The following is a 23,641-nucleotide window of genomic DNA, read 5'->3' as shown; positions in this document are numbered from 1 at the left end:
CCGCATGGGGCCCGGCGCGTGTCCGGCCGCCGTCCCGAGCATGTGCGAACCGCGCCGGAGAGGCCCGGTTGCGACGGGCCCCTCCGGTTACCGGTTCGGTCGCCGCGTCAGCAGACCAGGCAGATGGTGCTGCCCTGGATCACGAACTGGGCGACGGTCGGCGTGGCCGGGGTGGCCATGGCCGGCGTCTCGCAGTCCGCGTGGAAGCCCGGGCCCGCCGCGCTGAGCATGCTGTTGGCGAAGTCCTGAGCCGCGAGGGCCTCGGCGCCGACAACAGCGGAATTCGTCCCCGTAAGAATGTCAGATCGCACTTCACTAACCTTTCGTCGGTGGTCATGCGAGCGAATGGTCTCGGCGCGCCGAACGTTGCCACCCCCGTCGCCCGCTCTGAGTGAACGCGCTGCACAACGTTTGCAACTGAACGCTGCGCAACGACCTTAGGCAGAGGTTCAAGAAACCGTCAAGGGCAATTGACCACGGCAATGTGCATATAGCACAGGCCCGGTAAAGCGAGAGGATCGGAGACTCTTTTCGGCCATCGATCGGGAGTCTTTACACGGGGCACCTCGGAAGATTGGGGACGGTGGTTCCGCCCGCCGCGAGCCGTGTCCGGGAGCCTCCGGCGCGGGGGCGCCGGGCGGCACGGGGCCGGACCGGGTGGGTCGTCGCGCCGGGGGCCGCGGGACCCGGCCCGAGCGGCATCCGGCCATTTCTCGCCCCACGGGTTCCGGAGATGTTCGGCATGTCGGTCTTCGCGCCCTCTCCCCTTCTCCCTTCCTCTCTCGCGCCCGCGCGCACCGCGCAGCACACTGGACGCGCACGGTCCGGGGCCTGACAGGGCCTCAGGAGCGGGACGGTCGGGCACGCGCGGAGGGGGACGCACATGCGGGACAGCCATCGGGCCGAGGCGGAGCGGCGGTGGGAACGGACGGTGGAGCGGGAGCTGCGGAGCTCCGGGAGCGGGGCGGACGCGGAGACGCTGCTCGCCCGGGGCAGGGCAGCGCTGGACTCGATGGCGGCGGGCGCGGAGGCGGAGTACGCGGCCTACGTACGGGCCGCGGAGAAGGAGGCGGGCAGCCGCGCCGCGGCGGTCGGCTCCGCCGGTCCGGCGTTCCGCGGGCCCGCGCTGGTCGCCGGGGTCGCGGCCGTCGCCGCGGTCGGCGCGGACCTGGCGCTCGGTACGACGGCGGGGACCGCGCTCGGCGCGGGCGCGGTGGTGGCGGTGGCGGGCGCGGCGGCGACGGTGCTGAAGGCGACGTCGGGGCGGGGCGGGCAGTCGGCGGCGACCGGGGCGGGGCCGGACGGTGCGGGGCGGGCCGGTGCCGGACCGGACGGTGCCGGACCGGACGGTGCCGTCGAGGCCGCGCGGGAGCGGTGGCTGGCGGCTCTGGAGGTCCGGGGCATGCTGCCCTTCCTGGCACGGGAGCGGGAGCAGGCGGCCGACGGCGGCGCGGGCGGGCGGGGTCCGCTCGCGGACGGTCCCGAGGAGCGGGCCGCCGGGGACCGGCAGGCAGGGGCAGGCCGACCCGACCGGCCGACCGGGGCAGACCGCCCCGAGCCGGTGACGGGGTGGCCCGCCCAGGACCGGGTGACGGGAACGGTCCGCCCCGACCGGCTGCGCGGGGCGGACCGGAGCGCCGCGGCCCGGCGCCGGGCCGTGCTGGAGCGGTCCTTCGGGCAGCTGCCGGACGCGGGCGGGGACTTCGCGGGGCGGCGGGAGGAGCTGTCCCGGATCACCCGCTGGGTGCAGACCGGGCGGGCGTCGCCGGCGACGCGGCCGACGGTGGTCCTGCTGCACGGCGAGCCGGGCTCCGGGCGGACGGCGCTCGCGGTGCGGGCCGCGCACGCGCTGCGCGACCAGTTCCGCGGCGCCTGCGTGGTGGACCTGAGGGGTGGCGCGAGCGGAGAGCGGCCCCTCGCGACCCGGGAGGCGCTGCTCCATCTGCTCAACCGGCTCGGCGCCCCGCGCGAGCGGCTCCTGTTCCGGGAGGGCGCCACGGCGGACCAGCAGGCGGCCCGGCTCACGGAGTTGTACCAGCGGCAGCTGACCGGGGTCCCGGTGACGGTGATCCTGGACGACGCCGTGGACGCGGCGCAGGTGCGGGCCCTGCTGCCGGAGCGTTCGGAGAGCCTGGTCCTGGTGACCTGCCGGGAGCCGCTAAACCTGGGGGACGTGCCCGCGCACGTCCTCCCGGTCGCGGCGCTGGACGCGGCCGGGGCGGAGGAGCTGCTGCGGGCCGCGGGCGGGGCGCCGGACTCCGGCCCGTACGACGCGGAGGCCCTGGACCGCATCCGGGAGCTGTGCGGCGGGCTTCCGCTGGCGCTGCGGGCGGCGGGCTCCCTGCTGGGGCGGCGGTCGGGGGACGAGGTGGCGGCGGCGCTCGGCCGGACGGACGGCGGCTCCCCGGTCGAACGGGCCCTGTGGGCGCGGTACTCCGTGGACCTCGACGACGAGGCCCGGCGGCTGCTGCGGCGGCTCTCGCTGGCGGGGCGGGCCTCGCTCGGCGCGGCGGCGGCCGCCGCGCTGCTCGACGGGACCGGCCCCGACGGCGCCCGGCTGCTGCGGGAGCTGGCGGGGGCGGGGCTGCTGGCCCCGGTGCGCGGCGAGCGGTACCGGCTGCACGACGCGGTGCGCGGTTTCGCCGCGCTCCGGCTCGTCGACGAGGAGGACGCGGCGGAGATCGCGGCGGCGCAGGAGCGGTTGATCCGGAACTACGCGGAGCTCGCGGACGCGGTGATCCGGATGGTCGACGGCAAGATGTCGACCCGCGCGAACCGTTTCGACGGGCACGGCTTCGGCTCGCTGGAGGCGGCCCTGAGCTGGCTGGACGAGGAGTCGAGCTTCATCACGGCGGCCCTGCGGCACACGGAGGGAGTCGATCAGCAGACCGTGCTCGACCTGCTGGGCGCGCTCTGCGACTACTGCCTGCTGCGGGGCGACCTGTACCGGCTCGGTGAGATCAACGAACTGGCCGAGGCCGTCGGGCAGGGGCAGTTGTCCCGCTCGGTGCAGTGGCGCACCGGCATCGCGGCCCGGCAGCTCGGCGAGCTCGACAAGGCGCGGACGACCCTGACGTCCGTGGTGTCGCTCTACCAGGAGGCCCGGCAGGAACCGGGGGCGGCGCTCGCCCTCTGCTCGCTGGGCATCACCCTGCACCACCAGGGCCGGCTCGCGGAGGCGGCGGCCAGGCTGCGGGAGGCGCTGGCGCTCCAGGAGCCGGAGGCGCTCGCCGCCGACCGGGGCTGGACGCTGCACGCGCTGGCCGCGGTGGAGCGGGACCGGGGAGACCTGGCGGAGGCCTCCGCTCTGCTCGACCGGTCCCTCGCGCTGCACCGGGAGCACGAGTCGCCGCACGGCCAGGCGTGGGCGCACTTCCAGCGGGGCCAGGTCCTGCTGCTGCGGGGCGACGTGCCGGCCGCGGAGGCCTCGCTGCGGGAGGCGCTCGACGGCTACGGGCGGATCCACGACGGGCGCGGCGAGGCCTGGGCGCTGACCCAGCTGGCCAGGGCGCGCCTCGCCGCCGGGGACGCCGAGCCGGCGGTGGAGGGGCTGCGCGGGGCGCTGGCCCGGCACCGGGAGCAGGAGGACGCGCGCGGGGAGGCGTGGACGCTGTTCCACCTGGCCCACGCCCTGGAGGAGCGGGGCGACCGGGACGACGCGGTCCGTGAGCTCGGCAGGGCGCGGACGATGTTCTCGCGGATGCGGGACGTGTACGGGCTGGCCAGCGCCCGGCACCACTCGGGGCGGGTGACCCGCGACCAGCTGGCGGCGCGGACCGGCGGTCTGCGGAACTCGGGCTTCGCGCGGCAGCTGCTGGTGGACGCGCGGGCGGACTTCCACCGCATCGGGGTGCCGCACGGGGAGGCGTGGACCTCGCTCGAACTGGCGGTCATCGACGCCGGCAACGCCCGGGTGCCGCAGGCGCTGGGGCTGTGCGACGAGGCCCGTGCGCTGTTCGACGGCTACGGCGACCGGCGGGGCGCGGACTGGGCCCGTTTCCTGCGCTGCACCCTGCTGCCGCACGCGGTGCCGGGCAGCCCGGAGCCGGGGACGGCCACGGCCCGCGAGGAGCTCGCCGCGCTGGTCGCGGACCGGCATCCGGCGCGGGATCCGCGGCTGGACGACTGCGCCGAGGCGTACGCGGTGGTCCTCGGCCGGGGCGTGCACCCGTCGACGCCCTGGCAGGCGTGGGACCTGGGCATGGTGCCGAACCGGCACGCCCGGGAGGTCCTCGGGGTGCCGCGGGGGTAGCCGTCGGGGCACGACGGCGCCCCCGGGCCCGTACCGCGGGGGTACGGGCCCGGGGGCGGTGCCGCTACTTGCCGGCCGAGGCGGCCGGGGCCTCCGTGGCGGCCGCCGGGTCGGGGGCCTCCTCGAAGTCGACCTTGCCCATGTGGCGGTTCATCGACTTCATCAGCTGCCAGACGGCGAGGGCCAGCACGGCGAAGACGACGAAGCCGAGGACGCCGGGTGTCACCTTGTTCTCGTCCAGCTCTTCGGCGGCGAAGGGGACAAGCTGGGTCAGTGCCAGGTGTGCGCTCATGTCAGGCATTGTCGCGGATGCCCGCGAAGAGATCTTCCTCGGGGAGGGAGGTGGGCACCAGCGCCTTGCTGAGCTCGTACTCCTCCGTCGGCCAGACCTCCTTCTGGATGTCCATCGGGACCCGGAACCAGCCGCCGTCGGGGTCGATCTGGGTGCGGTGGGCGATCAGGGCCTTGTCGCGGATCTCGAAGAAGTCGGAGCAGGGCACGAAGGTGGTCAGCGTCCGCTCCTTGCCCGCGAAGTCCTTCCAGCGCTCCAGCCACTCGCCGTACGGGGACTCCAGGCCGCGGGCGAGGAGCGCCTCGTGCAGGGCGACCGTGCGGGGGCGGTTGAAGCCCTGGTTGTAGTAGAGCTTCAGGGGCTGCCAGACCGGGCCGAACTCGTCCTCCGGGTACGTCTCCGCGTCGGCCGCGCCCTCGAAGGCCACCATCGTGATCTTGTGGGTCATGATGTGGTCGGGGTGCGGGTAGCCGCCGTTCTCGTCGTAGGTCGTGACGACCTGCGGACGGAAGGAGCGGATCTTGCGGACCAGCGCGCCGGCCGCGGTGTCGACGTCCTCCAGGGCGAAGCAGCCCTCGGGGAGCGGCGGCAGCGGGTCGCCCTCGGGGAGGCCCGAGTCCACGAAGCCGAGCCACTCCTGGGAGACGCCGAGGATCTCGCGGGCCTCGTCCATCTCCTTGCGGCGCACCTCGTGGATGTTCGCCTCGACGTAGGCGTCACCCTGGAGCTGGGGGTTCAGGACCGAGCCGCGCTCGCCGCCCGTGCACGTCACGACCATGACGTCCACCCCCTCGGACACGTACTTGGCCATCGTGGCCGCACCCTTGCTCGACTCGTCGTCGGGGTGGGCGTGAACGGCCATCAGTCGCAGCTGCTCAGTCAAGACTCGATCCTCAGTGATTCGACGCGGAGGGTGGTCTCTATAGTGACGGAATCGGGGGAGCGAAAATTCCGCCACCCCCGGCTTCGAGAGGATCGGTCATGAGCGCGGTGCGAGAGCAGCTGCCCGAGGGGCGCTACGGGCGCTCCGCGGACGAGGCGGCCGACCGCAGGCTCAGGATCACGGGCGCGGTGCTCGGCGTGCTCTTCCTCGGCCTGCTGGGCTGGTTCGGCTGGTACTACGTGGTCGACAGCAAGATCAGCGCCGAGATGATCAAGTTCGACGTGGTGAGCTCCACCGAGGTGCAGGTGCACCTGGAGATCCGCAAGGACGAGGACGCCAAGGGCGTCTGCACCCTGCGCTCCCGCTCGGAGGACGGCGCCGAGGTGGCCCGCAAGGACGTCCGGATCGACGACCCCGCCGGGCGGATCGACCGCGTCTTCTCGCTGCGCACGACCGCGCAGGCGACGAGCGCGGAGCTCGTGGGGTGTACGGCCCGGTAGCGGTGGGTAGGGACCGGGTGTCGAGTCCCGGCGAGTCACCCCGGTGACCTGGGGTGACGCCATCCCGATGGTTATGTCCTCCCGCTTTTCGCCACTCATTGTTAGGCTCGTGGTTTCGCCCACCCGGGAGAGCAGAGCTTTCCCGTGTAGGGCGATGCTTTGTATTCCCAGTACCTACGAGGAGCACCTGTGACCCAGACCAGCGACAACGTCACCTGGCTCACCCAGGAGGCGTACAACAAGCTCAAGGACGAGCTTGAGTACCTGTCTGGTCCCGCGCGCACGGAGATCACCGTCAAGATCGCCGCCGCCCGCGAAGAGGGGGACCTGCGCGAGAACGGCGGGTACCACGCGGCCAAGGAGGAGCAGGGCAAGCAGGAGCTCCGCATCCGGCAGCTGACCCAGCTCCTCGAGCACGCCAAGGTCGGCGAGGCTCCGGCGGACGACGGCGTCGTCGAGCCGGGCATGGTCGTCACCATCGCCTTCGACGGTGACGAGAACGACACGATGACCTTCCTGCTCGCCTCCCGCGAGTACGCGAGCGGTGACATCGAGACCTACTCGCCGCAGTCGCCGCTCGGCGTCGGCGTCAACGGCAAGAAGGCCGGTGACGACGCCGAGTACGAGCTGCCGAACGGCAAGAAGGCCACGGTGAAGATCCTCGGCGCGAAGCCGTACACCGGCTGATCCAGGCTCTCCGCGAAGGGCCGGCCCCCACCGGGGCCGGCCCTTCGTGCCGTCTGCACCCGCGTGCCATGATGCGGCCTGACGTCGCGTCACGAGGGGGATGGCGAAGTGCTGGGACCGCTGCGCGAGGGCGCGCCACGCCGGATAGGACCGTACGAGGTGCTCGCCCGCCTCGGGGCGGGCGGGATGGGGGAGGTCTTCCTCGGGCGGGGCGGTTCCGGCGCGGACGGCACCTTCGTCGCCGTGAAGACCGTCCGGCGGGACGTCGCCGGCGATCCGGCCTTCCGGGACCGCTTCCGCCGCGAGATCCGGGTCGCCGCGCTCGTCGACAGCCCGTACGCCGCCGCACCGCTCGGCGGCGACGCGGACGCCGAGGTGCCCTGGCTGGCCACCGCGTACGTCCCCGGCCCCAGCCTCTCGCAGGCCGTCCGGCGGGGCGGCGCCCTGCCCGTCTCCACCGTCCGCGCGCTGGGCGCCGGCGTCGCGCGGGCCCTCGCCGACCTGCACCGGGCCGGGGTGCTGCACCGGGACCTCAAGCCCGGCAACGTCATGCTCTCCGTGGACGGGCCCCGGCTCATCGACTTCGGCATCGCCCGCAGCGACGCGGCCACGACCATGACCGCCACCGGCGTGATGGTCGGCACCCCCTCCTTCATGTCGCCCGAGCACGTGGCCGGTGCCCGGCGGGTGACCGCCGCGTCCGACGTCTTCTGCCTCGGCTCGCTCCTCTGCTACGCGGCGACCGGCGAGGACCCCTTCGGCGACGGCCCCCTCGCCGCCGTGCTCTACCGGGTCTCGCAGGCCGAGGCCGACCTCTCCCGGCTCCCGGAGGAGCTCCGCGAGACCGTCGCCGGCTGCCTGGCCGCCGATCCGGCGGACCGGCCGGCGCCCGAGGCGCTGGCGGACCTCCTCGGCGGGGACGCGCCCAGGGTGTTCCCGTGGCCCGGGCACATCCGGGAGCACATCGGGGAGTACGGCACCGAGCTCGCCCAGCTCGTCGCCGCCGGCGGACCGCTCCTGGCGGCCGGGCCCGCGGCCGGCCCCGGGGCGGCGGGTCCCGCGGCGCCCGGCCCGCACTCCCAGGCGACCCAGGCACGGCCGGCCGTCCCGCCGGAGCCCGCCGTCGCGCCGGAGGCACCCGCCCGCCGGGGCCGCCGCGCGGTCGCGCTCGCCGCGGCCCTCGCGGTGGTGGCCGGGGGCGTCGGCGCGTACCTGCTGTGGCCGGAGGGAGCGCCGAAGCAGCCGCGGCCCGCGAAGGCGGCCCCGCCGGCCGCGTCGGCGGCGCCCCGGATCCCGGGCGTCGACGGCCGGGGCCTCGCCGACTCCTCCGGCGTCGTCCCGCAGAACACCGCCCAGCGACCGGCCGGCTGGAAGCCCTGGCAGACGAGGCTCAAGGCCCCCGCGCTCGGCTGCTCGGCCGGCGAGAAGGTGCTGGTCTGCCGGACCACGGACGGCCGGTACGAGGCGCTGGACCCGGCGGGCGGCCACCGGCTGTGGGACGTCCCGGCCGCCCGCGACACCCCCGGCGACACCTACGTCACCGGCAAGGGCTTCCCCTTCACGGCCGGGAACGCCACGGCCCCCACCGTCCACGACGGCAGCGCGGTCCTCGTCGCCGACGGCTCCCTCCAGGTCCGGGACGCGCGCAGCGGGGCCGTGCGCTGGGAGAAGCCCGCGGTGGGCCCGCAGGGCTTCTGGGCCACCCGGCCCGTCGTCGCCGACGGCATCGTCTTCGCGGCGACGAACGTGGCGGAGGACGCGCTGAACGTGCGCGCCGCGCTGACGGCGTTCTCCCTGGCCGACGGGCGCACGCTCTGGTCGGAGGAGCTCACCAACGGGGAGACCTCGTTCGCCGAGCGCCGGGCGTACGAGCCGGTCGCCTACGCCGGGGGCGTCGTCTACGCCCTCAGCCAGGGCGGACTCGTGTCGTACGACGGGCGGACCGGGACGCAGCTCGGCCAGGTGGAGCCCGACGCCCGGGAATGCGTGGTCGTCCAGGTGCTCGGCCCGGCGGCGTACTGCACCGCGGGGGGCCCGGGCGGCGGCCCCGGCAGAGGTACCGGTACGACCCTGCACGTGCTCGACGCCCGCACCCTCGCCCCCCGGGCCGCGCTGCCCGGGGACCTCGGCACGACGGCCCCGGCGGTAGTCGGCCCGCGGGCCGTCGTCGCCTTCGACGGGGGCCTGCGGATCCTCGACCCGCGCACCGGCGGGACCCTCGCCTCCTTCCCGGCCGAGCGGGCTCCGTCCGGTCTGGCGCAGAGCTGGTCGTCCCCGCTGCTCGCCGGCGACCAGGTCGTGTACGCCGACTACTCGGCGCTCCACACGGTGCGGCTCGGCGCCGACGGGAGACCGGGCGATCCCAAGGTCGTCCCGGTGCCGGGCGCGCCCGGTCCGCGCGCCGAGGAGGAGTACCACGACCCGGACTACGGCGACCTCGTCGGCAAGCAGATCCGGCCGCCGGAGGTGCTGCCGGTGGGCGGCATCGCGTACGTCGTCTTCGACAAGGGCGCGGTCGCCTCCGTGGCGCTGCCCGGCTCCCCCGGCGACAAGGAGTAGTCCCGTGCTGGAAGCGCTTCCCGCGGACCGGCCCCCGCGGCTCGTCGGCCCCTACCGGCTGCTCGCCCGGCTCGGGGCGGGCGGCATGGGCGAGGTCCACCTGGCGTGCCGGGCGGACGCGCCGACGGCGGATCCGCAGCGGATGATCGCGGTGAAGACCGTGCGGGGCGACCTGGAGGTCGACGAGGACTTCCGGACCCGGTTCCGGCGGGAGATCGCGGCGGCCCGGACGGTCGACGGGCCGGGGGTGGCCCGGCTGGTGGACGCGGATCCCGACGCGGCCTCGCCGTGGCTGGCGACGGAGTACGTGCCGGGCCCCTCGCTCGCGGAGGCCGTCGTCCGCTCGGGGGCGCTGCCGGTCGCGACGGTCCGGACGCTGGGGTCCGCCCTCGCCTCCGCCCTGGCCGCGGTCCACGGGGTGAAGGTCCTGCACCGCGACCTCAAGCCGGCGAACGTCCTGCTCGGGAGGACCGGGCCCCGGCTCATCGACTTCGGCATCGCGCAGGCCTTCGAGGCGACGGCGCTGACCTCGACCGGGCTGGTCGTGGGCTCCCCCGGGTTCATGTCGCCGGAGCACCTGGCGGGCAGCCGGGCCGTGGTGCCCGCGTCGGACGTGTTCTGCCTGGGCGCGGTCCTGGCGTTCGCGGCGAGCGGCCGGGGCCCCTTCCAGGACGACGAGATGGCCGCGGTGGTCTTCCGGATCATCCGGGCCGACGCCGACCTGTCCCGCGTGCCGGAGGAGCTGCGGCCGGTGGTGGGGCGCTGCCTGCGGCTCGACCCGGCGGAGCGGCCGACGGCGGCCGAGCTGGCGTCGCTGCTGGGCGGCGGGGCGGACGCCGGGGCCTTCCCCTGGCCCGGCGGGGTCCTCTCGCTGCTCGCCGAGTACGGGGAGGCGGCGCGGGCGGCCGGCGAGGCGGCGGCCTCGGGGGCGGGCGTCGCGGACCTCCCGACGCTCGGGCCCGCGGTGCCCTACTCCCCGACGGCCGTCCCGGACCGTCCGGCGGCCGCCCCGCCCGACGCGCCCGGGGAGCCGCGCCGCCGGCGCCGGGGCGCGGTCGTGGCCGGTGCGGTGGCGCTGGCCGTCGTCGCGGCGGCCGGGGTGGCGCTGGTGGACCGGGACGGCGGGGCGGGCGGCGGGACGGCGGGGCCCACCGTCGCGGACAGTCCCTCCCCCGGTGCGAGCGCGACGGCCGACGCGGGCCCGGCGACGCTGAGCCGGGTCGTCCTGCCGTACGGCGGGGAGGGCCGGACCGGCGACTTCGGCGCGGCGGCGACCGACCGGGGGCACCGGCCGGCGGGCTGGTCGCCCTGGATGGTGCGGACGAAGGCCACCGACGGCGGCTGCGCCCTCTCCCCGAACGTGCTGGTCTGCGCGGGCTCCGGCGGCGCGCTCGTGGGGCTGAGCGCGGCGGACGGCCGTGAGCTGTGGTCGGTCCCGGCACGCGACAGCGTCATGGGGGTGCCGTCCGCCGCGCAGTACCCGGCGGTCGTCGGCGACCGGGTGTACGTCGCGGGGGCCTCGGGGATCGTCGCGTACGGCCTCCGGAACGGCCGGAGGCTGGGCACGCTCCCCGGCCCCGGTGCCGCGTGGGCGCCCAAGGGTTCGGACCTGGCCGACGGCGTCCTGTACGTCTCCTACGTGAACATGGCGGCCGAGGGGGACTCCGACGGGACGGGCGGCGGTCTCGTGACGGCCGTGCGGCTGGGCGGGAGCGGGCAGGACGTGGGACACGAGCTGTGGCGCTCGGAGCTCGACGGCTTCCCCGAGCAGCCGGTGGCGGCGGGCGGACGGCTCTACGTCACCCTGGGGACCGTGCCGGTGGCGCTCGACGGGCGGACCGGCGAGGTGGCGGCGCGCGGGGCGGAGGGCTGCCAGCGGGTCACCGTGCACGAGAGGAGCGGCAGCGTGCTCTGCTCGGGCACGCCGGACGGTTCGGTGACCGTGCTCGACGCCGGGTCGCTCAAGCGCCTGCGGTCCCTGGGCTCCGGGGTGACGGCGGGCCCCGCCGTGAACGCGGACGGCCTGGTGGCGGTCGCGACCGGGCAGACGGTGAGCGCGTACGACCTGCGGAGCGGCCGGAAGCGCTGGTCGCTGCTGCCGATGATGCTCCAGGGCGATCCGCAGCGGGTCTACTTCGCGGGCGACCGGGTGATCACGGTGGGGAAGTTCGAGGTGGTCTCCCTGCCCGCGGCCGGCCCCGCGGACGACGACGACTTCGAGCGCTTCGAGGCCAACGTGCCGGACGACTTCGACGCACAGGCCACCGGGGAAGCGCTGGCCGCCGGGGGCTCGGTCTTCCTCGCCCTCCCCGACGGGCTCGTCGTCTCCGGGTACCTGCCCTGACGGTCCCGGAGACGCGCGGACGGCTCCGCCCCGGAAGGGATGGAGCCGCCGGCGACGGGGGTCGTGCGCGCGCTCAGCCGTTCGCGCGCCCCCGGATCAGGAGGGTTTCGGTCGGCCTCTCCCCTCCTCCGGGGGCAGCACGGGAGCCGAAGTCTCTAACCCGCCCGGCCTACTCGGCCCCGCGGCAATGTCAGCCCGGCCTTCGGGGAACCACGGTGATCAGCGCAGATCAGGGCCTCTCTCCCCGCAGGCCCATTTCCAGCTGCTGTTCCTTCAGCCGATTCGCGCCGTTGACAGGCACAACGGCATCACATCAGGGTCGGCTCGTAGCTGCCGTCCCTCAGTGGAGCTCCCCACACGGTCGAGCATCTCGCGGAGATCCGAGTCAGCACCCCTACGGCCCGGACACGGTGTTCGCATCCACCTGCAAGTCGATCAACGCCGGAACTGTGACCACGAGCGGGACACTGAATACATGCGTCGCCGTCAAGACCTACGCCTCGGCGACGTACAACGGGAGGGTGACGTGGGGCCCCGTGGAGTCCCCGAAGTACACCACCTTCTGCCGGTGAGCATCCAGGGCAGCAGGAGCAGGCGGCTCCCCCGGATGGCACCGGAGGCCTAGCCGGCAAGAGGTGCTCGGTCATCCTGCCCGGACCGAGCACCTCTTGGCCGTGCTCTTGATCTCACACCGCGTTGCGGTACTTCCGAACCGACAGTGTCCGGAAGACCGCGATGATCAGCACCGACCAGATCAACGACGCCCAGACCGGGTGCTGCATCGGCCACGCGTCGGAGGTGGAGACGCCGGGGTTGCCGAAGAGCTCGCGGCATGCCTGCACCGTCGCGCTGAACGGATTCCACTCGGCGATCGGCTGGAGCCAGCCCGCCATGTTCTCCGTGGGCACGAAGGCGTTGGAGATGAACGTGACCGGGAACAGCCAGATCAGTCCGCCGGACGTGGCCGCCTCGGGCGTGCGGACCGACAGGCCGATCAGCGCCCCGATCCAGGAGAAGGCGTAACCGAGGAGGAGGAGCAGCGCGAACGCGCCGAGTGCCTTGGGGATGCCTTCATGGATGCGCCAGCCGACCAGGAGGGCGACGATCGCGAGGACCACGAGGGTCAGTGCGGTCTGAGCGAGGTCCGCGAGGGTGCGGCCGGTGAGAACCGCGCCTCGGGCCATCGGGAGGGAGCGGAAGCGATCGATCAGACCCTTGCTCATGTCGTCGGCGATGCCGGCGCCGGCTCCGGCCGTGGCGAACGTGACCGTCTGCGCGAAGATGCCGGCCATCAGGAAGTTCCGGTAGTCACTGGCGCTGGTCGATCCTCCGATCATCATCGAGCCGCCGAAGACGTAGCTGAACAGCACCACGAACATGACGGGCTGGATGACCCCGAACACCAACATCTCGGGAATCCGGGTCAGTCGGATCACATTCCGTCGTGCGATGACCAGCGAGTCACTCACCACGCTCATGCCGCCCACCTCTTCTGACTCGTCAGCTCGCCTTTGCCCAGTTCAGCGCGGACTCCTGAGAGGTTGCGAAACCCAACCGAGGGAACAAGGTCGGGAATCCGGGACATCCTGATCAGGTTCCTGCGGGCGATGACCAGGGAGTCGTTCAGGGTGCTCACTCGGCCGCCCCCTTCACGCGCTTGCCGTCGCGTCCGCCCGGCCGGGACTTCCCGGCCGGCCCGCCGTTCTCCTCGGCCTCCCGCTCCGCCGCGTGGCCGGTGAGGGAGATGAAGACGTCGTCGAGGGTGGGGCGGCGCAGTCCGATGTCGTCGATCTCGACGCCCGCGGCGTCCAGCTCGCGGATGACCTCGGCGAGCAGCTTCGCGCCGCCGGCGACGGGGACCGTCAGCTTGCGGGTGTGCTCCTCCACGGACACCTCGCCGCGGCCGGCGTCCCCGATGCCGTGGCGTGCGAGGACCTGCCGGGCGTCGCCGATCATCCCCGCCGTGTGGACGACGACCTCGATCCGCTCGCCGCCCGTCTGCGCCTTGAGCTGGTCGGAGGTGCCGCGGGCGATGACCCTGCCGTGGTCGACCACACAGATGTCGTGGGCGAGGTGGTCGGCCTCCTCCAGGTACTGCGTGGTGAGCAGCAGGGTCGTGCCGCCCGCCACGAGCTCCTTGATGACCTCCCACAGGCTCTGCCGGTTGCGCGGGTCGAGGCCGGTGGTCGGCTCGTCCATGAACATGACCGGCGGGGACACGACGAGGGCCGCGGCGAGGTCGAGCCGGCGGCGCATGCCGCCGGAGTACGTCTTCGCGGTGCGGTCGGCGGCGTCGGCGAGGTTGAAGCGCTCCAGGAGCTCCTCGGCCCGCACCTTCGCGTCCTTCGCCTTCATCTGGTAGAGCTGCCCGACCATCTGGAGGTTCTCCCGGCCGGTCAGGTACTCGTCGACGGCGGCGAACTGGCCGGAGAGCCCGATCCTGCGGCGCACCTCGTCGGGGTCCTTGAGGACGTCGATCCCGGCCACGACGGCACGGCCGCTGTCGGGCTGGAGGAGGGTGGTCAGCACGCGCACGGCGGTCGTCTTCCCCGCGCCGTTCGGGCCGAGGAGGCCCAGGACGGTTCCTTCGGGGACGTCGAGGTCCACGCCGTCCAGGGCTCGTACGTCGCCGAAGGTCTTCACGAGACCCTCGGCGTAGATCGCTCCTGGCATGGGGGTACTCCCAGGGGGAAACGGAGGTTGAATCCGGTCGTTTCCCACCGATCCTAGGGTCGCCGGGGCCGCCCCGCCCAGTGAATATGTGACCCGGCCCACATGATCATGGGGCAGGTGGGGTTTCCGGTCGGGCGCCGTGCGCCGGCCCCGGCCCCCGGCGGGGCGCACCTCAGTCCAGGACCGTGTACCCCGCCTCCCGCAGCGCGTCCGCCACCTCGACGCAGTGCTCGGGGCCCTTCGTCTCCAGGTGCAGCTCGACCTCCACCTCGGTCAGGCCCAGCCGCGGATCGGTGCGCACGTGGCCGACGTCCAGGACGTTCGCGTCGGCGACGGTGAGCACCGCGAGGAGGGTCGCGAGGACTCCCGGCCGGTCCGTGACCCGCAGGCGCAGACTCAGGTAGCGGCCCCCCGCGGACATGCCGTGCCGCAGGATCCGCTGGAGCAGCAGCGGGTCCACGTTGCCGCCGGACAGCACCGCCACCACCGGCCCCCGGAACGACTTCGGGTCGCTGAGGAGCGCCGCGACCGGACTGGCGCCGGCCGGTTCGACGACCAGCTTGGCCCGCTCCAGGCAGAGCAGCAGCGCCGAGGAGAGGGCGTCCTCGGAGACCGTGCGGACCTCGTCGACGTACTCCCGGACCAGCGCGAACGGCACGTCGCCGGGCCGTCCCACCTTGATGCCGTCCGCCATCGTCACCGGCGACTCCACCACCACGGGGTGTCCGGCGGCCAGCGAGGGCGGGTAGGCGGCGGCCCCCTCGGCCTGCACTCCGATCACCCGCACGTCCGGGCGCAGGGACTTCACCGCGAGCCCGATGCCGGCGGCCAGACCGCCGCCGCCGACGCCCACCAGGATGGTCCGCACCTCCGGGCACTGCTCCAGGATCTCCAGGCCCACCGTGCCCTGCCCCACGATGATGTCGGGGTGGTCGAAGGGGTGGATGAAGACGGCCCCGGTCTCCCGCGCGTACCGCTCGGCGGCCGCGAGCGTCTCGTCCACGACGTGCCCGTGCAGCCGGACGTCGGCCCCGTACTCCCGGGTCGCGGCGACCTTGGGCAGCGGCGCCCCGACGGGCATGAAGACGGTCGCACGGACCCCGAGCAGATGTGAGGCGAGCGCCACACCCTGCGCGTGGTTGCCCGCCGAGGCCGCGACGACGCCCGCCGCCCGCTCCTCCGGGCGCAGCCCGGCGATCCGCACGTACGCCCCGCGCAGTTTGAAGGAACCGGTCCGCTGCAGGTTCTCGCACTTGAGGTGCACGGGCGCCCCCACCAGCGACGACAGATGGCGGCTGCCCTCCATCGCGGTCGTCCGGGCCACCCCGGACAGCATCTTCTGCGCCCCCCGTACGTCGTCGAGCATCAGCCGGTGCAAGGGGTCTGGCGTACGGAAGCTCATGACAGCAAGTCTCGCAGCTCACGGCCCTGGTGGCCGCCCGGCCACCAGGGGGTCGAGCGGGTTTGCGCAGGCCCGGTACGGACCTCCCCGGGGCCGCGTACTCTGTCCCCCACACCGACCACCCCCGCACGAGAGAGACCCACAGCCATGCCCACATCTCAGGACATGACGACTGAGTTCGACCCCGGTCTCCTCGATGCCCTCCAGCACCAGGTGGCCGTCTTCGCCCGCCGGGCCGAGCAGACCCGTCTCGGCGGTACCGGGCAGCTCCGCAACTCGATGGACCGCGCCGCCTATCTGCTTCTCAACCGCCTGGACCAGGAAGGCCCGATGGGCGTCAAGGCCCTGGCGGCGGGCATGGGCATCGACTCGTCGACGGTCACCCGCCAGGTCGCCCCGCTCGTCGACACGGGCCTGGTGAAGCGCACCTCGCACCCGGAGGACGGGCGCGCGGTCGTGCTCCAGCTGTCCCCGCGCGGCCTCGCCCGCCTGGAGGAGGTCCGCTCCTCGCGCCGCCAGCTGATGGTGGAGGTCACCGAGGGCTGGACGCCGGACGAGCGGGAGTCCTTCTGCACCCTCCTCACCCGCTTCAACACCGCCCTGTCCGCACGGCAGTCGGCGCACGCGGGCGGACCGGTCGCGGAGTCCGCGGCGCCGCCGGCGCCCGCGGCGGAGGCGGGGGACCCGGCCGGGGCGTCGAGCGAGTCCGCGCAGACCTCTTGACCCCGCTCCCGCGCTGTCCTCAGATGAGGACGTGCGAGAGCAGCGCGCCGGACACCGGGCCGAACGCGCCCACCGCGCCCGGGAGTTCGACGCGTTCGTGGCCGGGGCGGCGGGCCGGCTGCTGCACGCCGCGACGCTGCTCACCGCCGAGACCCGCACCCGCAACCCGCACGCCCGCGCACTGCTGACCGCCGCCCTCGCCCACACCTTCGCCGTGTGGGACCGGCTGCGGGACGAGGATCCGTACGACCTGACCCGGCGCGAGCTCGCCGCCCGGTTCGCGCGCACCGCCTGGCGGCACCACGGCGGCCGGGGCGGGGTGCTCTCCGCGCTCCCTCCGCAGGAACGGCTCGTCGTCGTCCTCCGGCTGTACGAGGGGGTCGCCGAGGAGCAGGTGGCGGCCCTCCTCGGGCTGCCGGAGGCCCGGGTGCGGGCGGTCCACGCCCGGGCGGTGGCCGCGCTGCGGGCGGCCCGGGGCGGGGCGGGGACGCCCGGCGGGAGGAGCGCCGCGTGAGCCGCCACGAGGACAAGGAGGCGGCGGTCCGGCGACTGCTCGACACCCCGCATCCGCCGGTCCCGGGAGACCTCGCCGCCGAGGCCGCGGAGCGCGGAGCCCGGCTCCTGCGGCGGCACCGGGCGGCCCGCCGGACCGCGTGGACGCTCTTCGCGCTCGCGGTGCTCGCCTTCGTGCTGTGGGCGTCGGCGGCCCAGCCCTGGGAGGCACCGGCGGAGACCACGCCGCCGTTCGACGGCCTGTGACGACGGTCCTAGCCTGGAAGGAGGGGCCTGTCCGCAGGCCCGTCAGGAGGTCGTCATGGCCAGGAAAGCAACCGACTGCCGGGACACCCCGAGTGTGTCCGGCTGCTCGCTCTACATGTCGGGCGAGGAGGAGGAGCTCGTACGGGCCGCCGTCCAGCACGTGGTCTCGGTGCACGAGCACACGGACAGTCCCGAGCTCCGCGAGGAGATCCGGGCCTCGATGAAGGACCCGCTGCCCGGCACCTGACCCGCCGCCCCGGGACACCGGACGGGCGGCGCGGCCGTGCCACGGGCCGGGCGGGCACTCCCGCGGTGGGAGCGTCCGCCCGGCCCGCGGCGACCAGGCCGTCTCTTCCGGATCCTGCCTGACCCGCGCCGCCCGGTCCGCTGCGACTAGCCCAGCGCCTGGCGCAGGTCGGCGAGCAGGTCGTCGACGTTCTCGATGCCCACGGAGAGGCGGACGAGGTCGGCGGGGACCTCCAGGGCGGAGCCCGCGACGCTCGCGTGGGTCATCCGGCCCGGGTGCTCGATGAGGGACTCGACGCCGCCGAGGGACTCACCGAGGGTGAAGAGCTGGGCGCGGTTGCAGACCTCGACGGCCGCCTCCTCGCCGCCCTCCACGCGGAACGAGATCATGCCGCCGAAGGAACGCATCTGCTTGGCGGCGACCTCGTGCCCCGGGTGCTCCGGCAGGCCCGGGTAGAGGACCTGGGTGACCTTCGGGTGCTGGACCAGCATCTCGACGATCTTCTCGGCGTTCTCGCTGTGCCGGTCCATGCGGACCGCGAGGGTCTTGATGCCGCGGAGCACGATCCACGAGTCGAAGGGGCCGGCGACCGCTCCCATCGCGTTCTGGTGATACGCGAGCTCCTCGCCGAGCGCCTCGTCGGCCGTCACGAGCGCGCCGCCGACGACGTCCGAGTGGCCGCCCATGTACTTGGTGAGGGAGTGCACGACGACGTCCGCACCGAGCGCCAGCGGCTGCTGGAGGTAGGGCGACGCGAAGGTGTTGTCGACGACGAGCTTCACGCCGGCCTGGCGGGCGACGCCCGCGATCGCCTCGATGTCGGTGATGCCGAGCAGCGGGTTGGACGGCGTCTCGACCCAGATCAGCTTGGTGCGCTCGTTGACCGCGGCGCGCACCGCCTCGACGTCGGAGGTGTTCGCGACGGAGAAGTCGACGCCCCAGCGCTGCACGACCTTGGCGAAGAGCCGGAAGGTGCCGCCGTAGGCGTCGTTCGGGATGACCACGTGGTCGCCGGGCGCGAGGAGCGCGCGCAGCAGGCAGTCCTCGGCGGCCAGGCCCGAGGCGAAGGCGAGTCCGCGGCGGCCGCCCTCCAGGGCCGCCAGGTTCTCCTCCAGCGCGGTGCGGGTGGGGTTGGCGCTGCGGCTGTACTCGTAACCGCCGCGCAGCCCGCCCACGCCGTCCTGCTTGTAGGTGGACACCTGGTAGATGGGCGGGACGACCGCGCCGGTCAGCGGGTCGGCGGTGTTGCCCGCGTGGATCGCGCGGGTCTCGAAGCTCTGGTGAGAGTGCTGGTCGCTCATGTGTCAGGAGCGTAGTCCCGAGCGGCCCCCGGTGCCGCGATCGTCTCATCGTGCGTCCTGGACAATGGACACATGGAGATTCTCTGGTTCCTGATCGCCCTGGGCCTGCTGTTCGGCGTCCTCGGCCCCTACCTGCTGCGCCGCCGCGGTGGCGGGATCCGCCAGGTCGCGCCGGGCGCACCGGACGCGGCGGATCCGGAGGCGTACGGATTCGTGCGTCAGGAGGACCAGGACGTGCGGCTTCCGGGCGCGGACGACGAGCTGCTGCACGTGCTGGACGTCGTCCAGGCCACCCAGGACTGGCGGGCCGCGTCGCGGCTGCTGGCGGCCACCGACAAGGACGGCGAGGTCCGCTGGCAGCGCGTCCAGGCGTTCGCGGGCGCCGCGTCGCTCGAACTCCAGGAACGGCCGGGCGTCGGCGGCGCCTGGCTGCGGACCTGGCGGGCGGAGGCCCCGAAGGACGCGGGCGGCGCGGCCGTGCACGGCGAGTTCCTGGTGCAGCAGGCCTGGCGTTCCTCGGCGGCCGGGACCGAGGACTTCCGGATCATCCTGGAGGAGGGGCGGAAGGTCACCGAGGAGGCCGCGCTGCTCGCCCCGGGCGACCCGGTCCCGTACATCACGCAGCTGGCCGTGGCCCGCGGTCTGGGCTACAGCCACGAGGAGTTCGACCAGGTGTGGGCGCGGGTCATCGACCGGGCGCCGCAGCACATGGGCGCCCACCTCGCGGCGCTGCACTACTGGTGCGAGAAGTGGCACGGTTCGCGCGAGGAGGCCGACCACTTCGCGACGACGGCCGCGGCGCGCGCCCCGCGGGGTTCGCTGCTGTCGGCGCTCCCGCTGTTCGCGGTCTACGAGCACGTGCCGGACGTGGTGCTCGTGCAGGACTTCTTCCGTACGGCCGTGGTGTCGAAGGCGATGGACGGCGCCCTGTACGCGGTGCACTCGGCCCGGCCCGACGACCCGATGCTGGCGCACGTCCGCCATCTGCTCGTCTGGTTCCTGGTGCGCGGTGAGCGCTGGGCGGAGGCGATGCACCAGCTGGTGAAGGTCGACGGGCACGTGGGCTCGGTGCCGTGGACGCTGAGCGGGGATCCGGCGGCGGAGTTCACGGTCTTCCGGAACCTGGCGGTGGCGGGGTACGAGGCGAACGGCGGCAACCCGGCGACGCTGCCGCGGTGACCTGGGCGCGGTGACCTGGCGGCAGGCGGGCGCGGCTTACGAGTAGCCGGGTGCGGCTTTGCGTGCGGGGAGGGCCTTGCGGGAATCTCCCGGGGAATCCCTCCCCGCCCGTCGGCGTTGTGCGCACTGCCGACCGTCGAGGAGAGATGCAGCATGTTCCTGTCCCGCACCCCCGTCCTCCCCACTCCCGAGCAGGCCCTGCGCGGCCGTCCCGAGCCGGAGTTCACCGTTCCCGAGCGCCACACCGTCCTCGGCAACCCGCTCGTCGGCCCGTACCCGGAGGGCCTGGAGGTCGCCGACTTCGCCCTCGGCTGCTTCTGGGGCGCCGAGCGGAGGTTCTGGCAGACCGACGGCGTCTGGACCACCCTCGTCGGCTACCAGGGCGGCTCCACGCCGAACCCGGCCTACGAGGAGGTCTGCTCGGGCCTGACCGGTCACACCGAGGTCGTCCGGGTCGTCTTCGACCCGTCGCGGGTCTCGTACGAGTCCCTCCTGAAGCTCTTCTGGGAGTCGCACGACCCGACGCAGGGCTTCCGCCAGGGCAACGACGTGGGCACCCAGTACCGCTCGGCCCTCTACCCCCACTCCCCCGCCCAGGCGGCGGCCGCCGAGGCCTCCCGGGCGACCTACCAGCGGGTCCTCACGGGCTCGGGCCACGGCACGATCACCACGGAGATCCTCCCGGCGGAGGGCCGCCCGTTCTATCCGGCGGAGGGGTACCACCAGCAGTACCTCGACAAGAATCCCGGGGGCTACTGCGGCATCGGCGGCACGGGCGTGTCCTGCCCGATCGGCGTCGCGAAGACCGACGGCTGACGGTCCGGGGACCGGGCTTCGCCGGATGGGTTTCGGGACCTACGCACGACGGGTGCGCGACGAGCGGGTAGCCGCCCCGCGCCGCTACCGGGCGCTGCGGTGCGCCGTCGGTGAGTACGGGCCGCTCGGATTCCACGCGACCTGGGCCTATCTGGCCGCGACGGCCGTGCCCGCGCCGGATCTCCGGCGGGACACGGCCGCCCAGCTGCGCGCGCTCGCCCTCCTGGAGACGAGCCGGGCGGCGAGGATCGAGGAGATCGCGGTCTTCGCGGCCCGCCGCCGCGTGGAGAAGGCCGCGGGGGTGCGGGTGCCCCGGAGCGACGATCCCCTCGCGCCGCCCTGGCGGCCCCGCTGGCCGGGCGGGGCCGGACCCTCGCGGCTGGGGCTCGTCGCCGCCGTGGCGGACCGCCGCGCCGCGTTCCTCGCCGTCCCCCGCCCCGATCCGTCCATGGACCCCCGGGGCAGGCTGGCGGACCTCCACGGCCGGCTCGACGCCTGCGCGGCGGCGTATCTCGGGGCGCTCGGACAGGTCGACGACCCGGACGCGCCGGGTGACGTCGTCGCCGACATCCGGCGGCACCTCACCCCCGGCTTCGCCCCGCTGAACGTGGCCCTCCTCCCCTGGCTGCGCTTCGCCACGCTCCTGGAGTACGCCGCACAAGCGGGGGCGGGCCCGCACCCCCGGTAGCTACACTCGCCCCCATGGGTGCCTTCTACTTCTTTCTCTGATTCCGGCCGAGGACACGGTCCGACCCGCTGATCCGCCGCCCCCGGGGCGCGGCAGTGGTGGTCCCGGTGTTCCCTTCGCGGCCCGAACGCCCCCAGCACCCAGAGAGAGATCCCATGCGCGACCGCGCCCAGTCGACCCTGAAAGACGTCTCCAAGTCCTACGGGGACCGCTCCGTCCTCGACCAGCTCACGCTCACCGTCCGGCCGGGCGAGAAGGCCGCCGTCATCGGGGAGAACGGCTCCGGCAAGTCCACCCTGCTCCGGCTCCTGGCCGGGGCCGAGGCGCCCGACACCGGCGAGGTGACCGTCCGCTTCCCCGGCGGCGTCGCCCGTCTCGCCCAGACGCTCGCCGAGACCCTCGGCCTCGGGCCCGAGCACACCGTGCGGGACGCCGTCGACGCGGCCCTCGCCGAACTCCGTTCCATGGAACGGGGGATGCGGGCCGCCGAGGAGACGCTCGGCTCCGCGACACCCGCGGAGCTCCTCGCGTACGGGGAACTCGCCGCCCGCTACGAGGAGCGCGGCGGCTACCAGGCCGACGCCCGGGTGGACGCCGCCCTGCACGGCCTCGGCCTCGGTCACGTGCCGTACGGGCGGCGCCTCGGCACGCTCTCCGGCGGCGAGCAGTCCCGGCTCGCCCTCGCCTGCGTCCTCGCCTCGGGCGCCGAGCTGCTGCTCCTCGACGAGCCGACCAACCACCTCGACCGGGCGGCCGCCGGCTGGCTGGAGGAACGGCTGCGCACCCACCGCGGCACCGTGGTCGCGGTCACCCACGACCGGGCGTTCCTGGAGGGCATGGCGACCACGATCCTGGAGGTCGACCGGGACACCCGCACGGTGACCCGGTACGGCGACGGCTGGTCCGGCTACCGCGCGGCGAAGGCCGCGGACCGTCGCCGCCGGGTGCGGGAGCACGAGGAGTGGCGGGAGGAGCTGGCCCGTACCGAGGAGCTGGTGGCGGCGGCCGGGCAGCGGCTCGCGGGGGCGGGGAAGGACCCGGGGCAGGGCTTCGGCAAGCACCGCCGCTCGCACGAGAACAAGCTGTCGGGCCAGGTCAGGGCTGCCCGGGTCAGACTGGAGCAGCTGCGGAGGTCCCCGGTCCCGGCGCCACCGGAACCCCTGCGGTTCACGGCCCGGATCGCGACGGCGGCCCCCACCGCCGCCGAGGGAGGGTCCGGCACCGGGCCGCTGGGCGCCGGGCCGTGCGGCACCGGGCCGTTCGACGCCGGATCGCTGGGCGCCGGGGCGCGCGTCGACGGGTCGCTGGGCGCCGGGGCGCACGTCTCCCGGCCGCCCGTCGCCCGGCCGCTCGTCGAGCTCCTCGACGTCGCCGTCGGCGAGCGGCTGCGGATCGACGCCCTGCGGGTCTCGGCCGGGGACCGGCTGCTCGTCTCCGGGCCCAACGGCGCCGGCAAGACGACCCTGCTCCGGGTCCTCGCCGGGGACCTGCGTCCCGATCGCGGGACGGTCGGCCGTTCGGGCCTGGTCGGCCGGCTGCGCCAGGAGCTGCCCGCCGTGCCGTCGCCGGAGCCGCTGCTCACGGCGTACGCGGAAGGGCGCCCCGGTCCGCCCGAGGAGCACGCGGCGGAGCTGCTCGCCCTCGGGCTCTTCCGGGAGGAGGACCTGTCCGTGCCGGTGGCGCGGCTCTCGGTGGGCCAGCAGCGCCGGCTGGAGCTGGCCCGGCTGGTGACCCGGCCGGTCGATCTGCTGGTCCTGGACGAGCCGACCAACCATCTGGCGCTGTCCCTGGTGGAGGACCTGGAGGCGGCCCTGGCCGCCTTCCCGGGCGCGGTGGTCGCGGTCTCCCACGACGAGCGTTTCCGGGCGGGTTTCGGCGGCCGGCGGCTGGAGCTCCGCTCAGGCCTGGTCGCCTGACGCGGCCCGCATCGCAGCGGCCGTCGCCGCCGGGTCGTACCCGTCGGCGACGCCGTCGATCAGCAGGATGTCGCCGGCCATGTGGCGGGTGCGGAGCGGTATGAGGGCCTGGTAGGCGGCGGAGTCGTACCAGGCGCGGGCGTCGTCGTAGGAGGGGAAGCCGATGATGACGAGGGCGCCCGGCCAGTCGCCCTCGCGCACCTCGCGGGCGGGTGCACCGTGGACGAGGAAGCGGCCTCCGAAGGGGTCCAGGGTGCTCTGGACGCGCTCGATGTAGGTGAAGACCTCCTCGTCGAGGACGGGCTTCGGGTGCAGGTTTCCGATGGCGTATGCGGTCATGACGCAAGAGTGCCGGGGCATGCCCCGCGGGGTCGATTACCCCGCAGGTCATGCCCCGGCGACGCGCGGCGCGCGGTGCTT

Annotated in this window: 21 protein-coding genes; 13 read left to right on the top strand and 8 right to left on the bottom strand. The window is 74.5% G+C overall.

Annotation, left to right across the window (positions count from 1 at the left end; translation table 11 throughout):
* Positions 1-107 precede the first annotated feature (107 nt).
* On the bottom strand, positions 108-311 hold the full coding sequence (locus ACF09E_RS27765; protein WP_392207952.1) for a cypemycin family RiPP: 204 nt from the start codon (positions 309-311) through the stop codon (positions 108-110).
* 572 nt (positions 312-883) lie between these two features.
* Here ACF09E_RS27765 and ACF09E_RS27760 point away from each other — a divergent pair.
* Complete coding sequence (locus ACF09E_RS27760) at positions 884-4,252, top strand: tetratricopeptide repeat protein (protein ID WP_392207950.1); 3,369 nt, start codon at positions 884-886, stop codon at positions 4,250-4,252.
* A gap of 64 nt (positions 4,253-4,316) precedes the next feature.
* Here ACF09E_RS27760 and ACF09E_RS27755 read toward each other — a convergent pair whose 3' ends face one another.
* Both ACF09E_RS27755 and mca read right to left on the bottom strand, forming a co-directional pair.
* Positions 4,317-4,553, bottom strand: coding sequence for a hypothetical protein (locus ACF09E_RS27755; RefSeq protein ID WP_392207948.1), 237 nt, complete (start codon positions 4,551-4,553; stop codon positions 4,317-4,319).
* Positions 4,546-5,427 carry a mycothiol conjugate amidase Mca gene (mca, locus tag ACF09E_RS27750; RefSeq protein WP_361861595.1) on the bottom strand — a complete coding sequence of 294 codons (882 nt, stop codon included), beginning with the start codon at positions 5,425-5,427 and terminating at the stop codon, positions 4,546-4,548. The genes ACF09E_RS27755 and mca overlap by 8 nt, the downstream gene beginning before the upstream one ends.
* 98 nt (positions 5,428-5,525) lie before the next feature.
* Between mca and ACF09E_RS27745 the strand changes: the two genes are divergently transcribed.
* From ACF09E_RS27745 to ACF09E_RS27730, 4 genes are all read left to right on the top strand, one after another.
* Positions 5,526-5,927 (top strand): DUF4307 domain-containing protein, encoded by a 402-nt coding sequence (locus tag ACF09E_RS27745; RefSeq protein WP_392207946.1) that lies wholly within the window; start codon positions 5,526-5,528, stop codon positions 5,925-5,927.
* A 189-nt stretch (positions 5,928-6,116) separates the two neighbouring features.
* Positions 6,117-6,614, top strand: a complete 498-nt coding sequence (gene greA, locus ACF09E_RS27740; RefSeq protein ID WP_148005938.1) for a transcription elongation factor GreA — start codon at positions 6,117-6,119, stop codon at positions 6,612-6,614.
* Positions 6,615-6,722: 108 nt separating this feature from the next.
* The gene (locus ACF09E_RS27735) at positions 6,723-9,173 is read left to right on the top strand and encodes a protein kinase (RefSeq protein ID WP_392207944.1); all 2,451 of its coding nucleotides are present in this window, start codon (positions 6,723-6,725) and stop codon (positions 9,171-9,173) included.
* A 4-nt stretch (positions 9,174-9,177) separates the two neighbouring features.
* Complete coding sequence (locus tag ACF09E_RS27730) at positions 9,178-11,517, top strand: protein kinase (RefSeq protein ID WP_392207942.1); 2,340 nt, start codon at positions 9,178-9,180, stop codon at positions 11,515-11,517.
* Between the two features lie 686 nt (positions 11,518-12,203).
* On the opposite strand, the gene ACF09E_RS27725 is transcribed toward ACF09E_RS27730, so the two are convergent.
* From ACF09E_RS27725 to ilvA, 3 genes are all read right to left on the bottom strand, one after another.
* Positions 12,204-12,995, bottom strand: a complete 792-nt coding sequence (locus ACF09E_RS27725; RefSeq protein WP_392207940.1) for an ABC transporter permease — start codon at positions 12,993-12,995, stop codon at positions 12,204-12,206.
* A 154-nt stretch (positions 12,996-13,149) separates the two neighbouring features.
* Positions 13,150-14,190, bottom strand: coding sequence for an ATP-binding cassette domain-containing protein (locus tag ACF09E_RS27720; protein WP_392207938.1), 1,041 nt, complete (start codon positions 14,188-14,190; stop codon positions 13,150-13,152).
* 172 nt (positions 14,191-14,362) lie between these two features.
* Entirely contained in the window at positions 14,363-15,592 is a 1,230-nt protein-coding gene (ilvA, locus tag ACF09E_RS27715) for a threonine ammonia-lyase (RefSeq protein ID WP_361846377.1), read from the bottom strand.
* A 147-nt stretch (positions 15,593-15,739) separates the two neighbouring features.
* Here ilvA and ACF09E_RS27710 point away from each other — a divergent pair, with 147 nt between their 5' ends.
* Genes ACF09E_RS27710 through ACF09E_RS27695 form a run of 4 tightly spaced genes read left to right on the top strand, consistent with a single transcriptional unit; the run spans position 15,740 to position 17,321 of the window.
* Positions 15,740-16,315, top strand: coding sequence for a MarR family winged helix-turn-helix transcriptional regulator (locus ACF09E_RS27710; protein WP_388792995.1), 576 nt, complete (start codon positions 15,740-15,742; stop codon positions 16,313-16,315).
* Between the two features lie 31 nt (positions 16,316-16,346).
* Positions 16,347-16,829 (top strand): sigma factor-like helix-turn-helix DNA-binding protein, encoded by a 483-nt coding sequence (locus ACF09E_RS27705; protein WP_388792993.1) that lies wholly within the window; start codon positions 16,347-16,349, stop codon positions 16,827-16,829.
* Positions 16,826-17,074 (top strand): hypothetical protein, encoded by a 249-nt coding sequence (locus ACF09E_RS27700; protein WP_392207936.1) that lies wholly within the window; start codon positions 16,826-16,828, stop codon positions 17,072-17,074. The genes ACF09E_RS27705 and ACF09E_RS27700 overlap by 4 nt, the downstream gene beginning before the upstream one ends.
* A gap of 55 nt (positions 17,075-17,129) precedes the next feature.
* Positions 17,130-17,321 (top strand): DUF1059 domain-containing protein, encoded by a 192-nt coding sequence (locus ACF09E_RS27695; protein WP_361846369.1) that lies wholly within the window; start codon positions 17,130-17,132, stop codon positions 17,319-17,321.
* 146 nt (positions 17,322-17,467) lie between these two features.
* On the opposite strand, the gene ACF09E_RS27690 is transcribed toward ACF09E_RS27695, so the two are convergent.
* Positions 17,468-18,622, bottom strand: a complete 1,155-nt coding sequence (locus ACF09E_RS27690) for a cystathionine gamma-synthase (protein ID WP_361846367.1) — start codon at positions 18,620-18,622, stop codon at positions 17,468-17,470.
* A 72-nt stretch (positions 18,623-18,694) separates the two neighbouring features.
* On the opposite strand from ACF09E_RS27690, the gene ACF09E_RS27685 reads away from it, so the two are divergent.
* The 4 genes from ACF09E_RS27685 (at position 18,695) to ACF09E_RS27670 (ending at position 23,221) form a co-directional block, all read left to right on the top strand.
* The gene (locus ACF09E_RS27685; RefSeq protein WP_361846365.1) at positions 18,695-19,801 is read left to right on the top strand and encodes a hypothetical protein; all 1,107 of its coding nucleotides are present in this window, start codon (positions 18,695-18,697) and stop codon (positions 19,799-19,801) included.
* A 153-nt stretch (positions 19,802-19,954) separates the two neighbouring features.
* Entirely contained in the window at positions 19,955-20,617 is a 663-nt protein-coding gene (gene msrA, locus ACF09E_RS27680; RefSeq protein ID WP_392207934.1) for a peptide-methionine (S)-S-oxide reductase MsrA, read from the top strand.
* Between the two features lie 52 nt (positions 20,618-20,669).
* Positions 20,670-21,305, top strand: a complete 636-nt coding sequence (locus ACF09E_RS27675; RefSeq protein ID WP_392207932.1) for a hypothetical protein — start codon at positions 20,670-20,672, stop codon at positions 21,303-21,305.
* A gap of 155 nt (positions 21,306-21,460) precedes the next feature.
* Positions 21,461-23,221: an ABC-F family ATP-binding cassette domain-containing protein gene (locus tag ACF09E_RS27670; protein WP_392207930.1), complete on the top strand. Its 1,761-nt coding sequence runs from the start codon at positions 21,461-21,463 to the stop codon at positions 23,219-23,221.
* Here the strand turns inward: ACF09E_RS27670 and ACF09E_RS27665 are convergent.
* On the bottom strand, positions 23,204-23,560 hold the full coding sequence (locus tag ACF09E_RS27665) for a DUF1330 domain-containing protein (RefSeq protein ID WP_392207928.1): 357 nt from the start codon (positions 23,558-23,560) through the stop codon (positions 23,204-23,206). The two genes, ACF09E_RS27670 and ACF09E_RS27665, sit on opposite strands and share 18 nt — an antisense overlap.
* Positions 23,561-23,641 lie beyond the last annotated feature (81 nt).

It is taken from the genome of Streptomyces sp. NPDC014891, assembly GCF_043081085.1.
Lineage (GTDB): Bacteria > Actinomycetota > Actinomycetes > Streptomycetales > Streptomycetaceae > Streptomyces.
The sequence above is the reverse complement of the archived record's forward strand: the minus strand, read 5'-3'. Positions and strand labels throughout refer to the sequence as shown.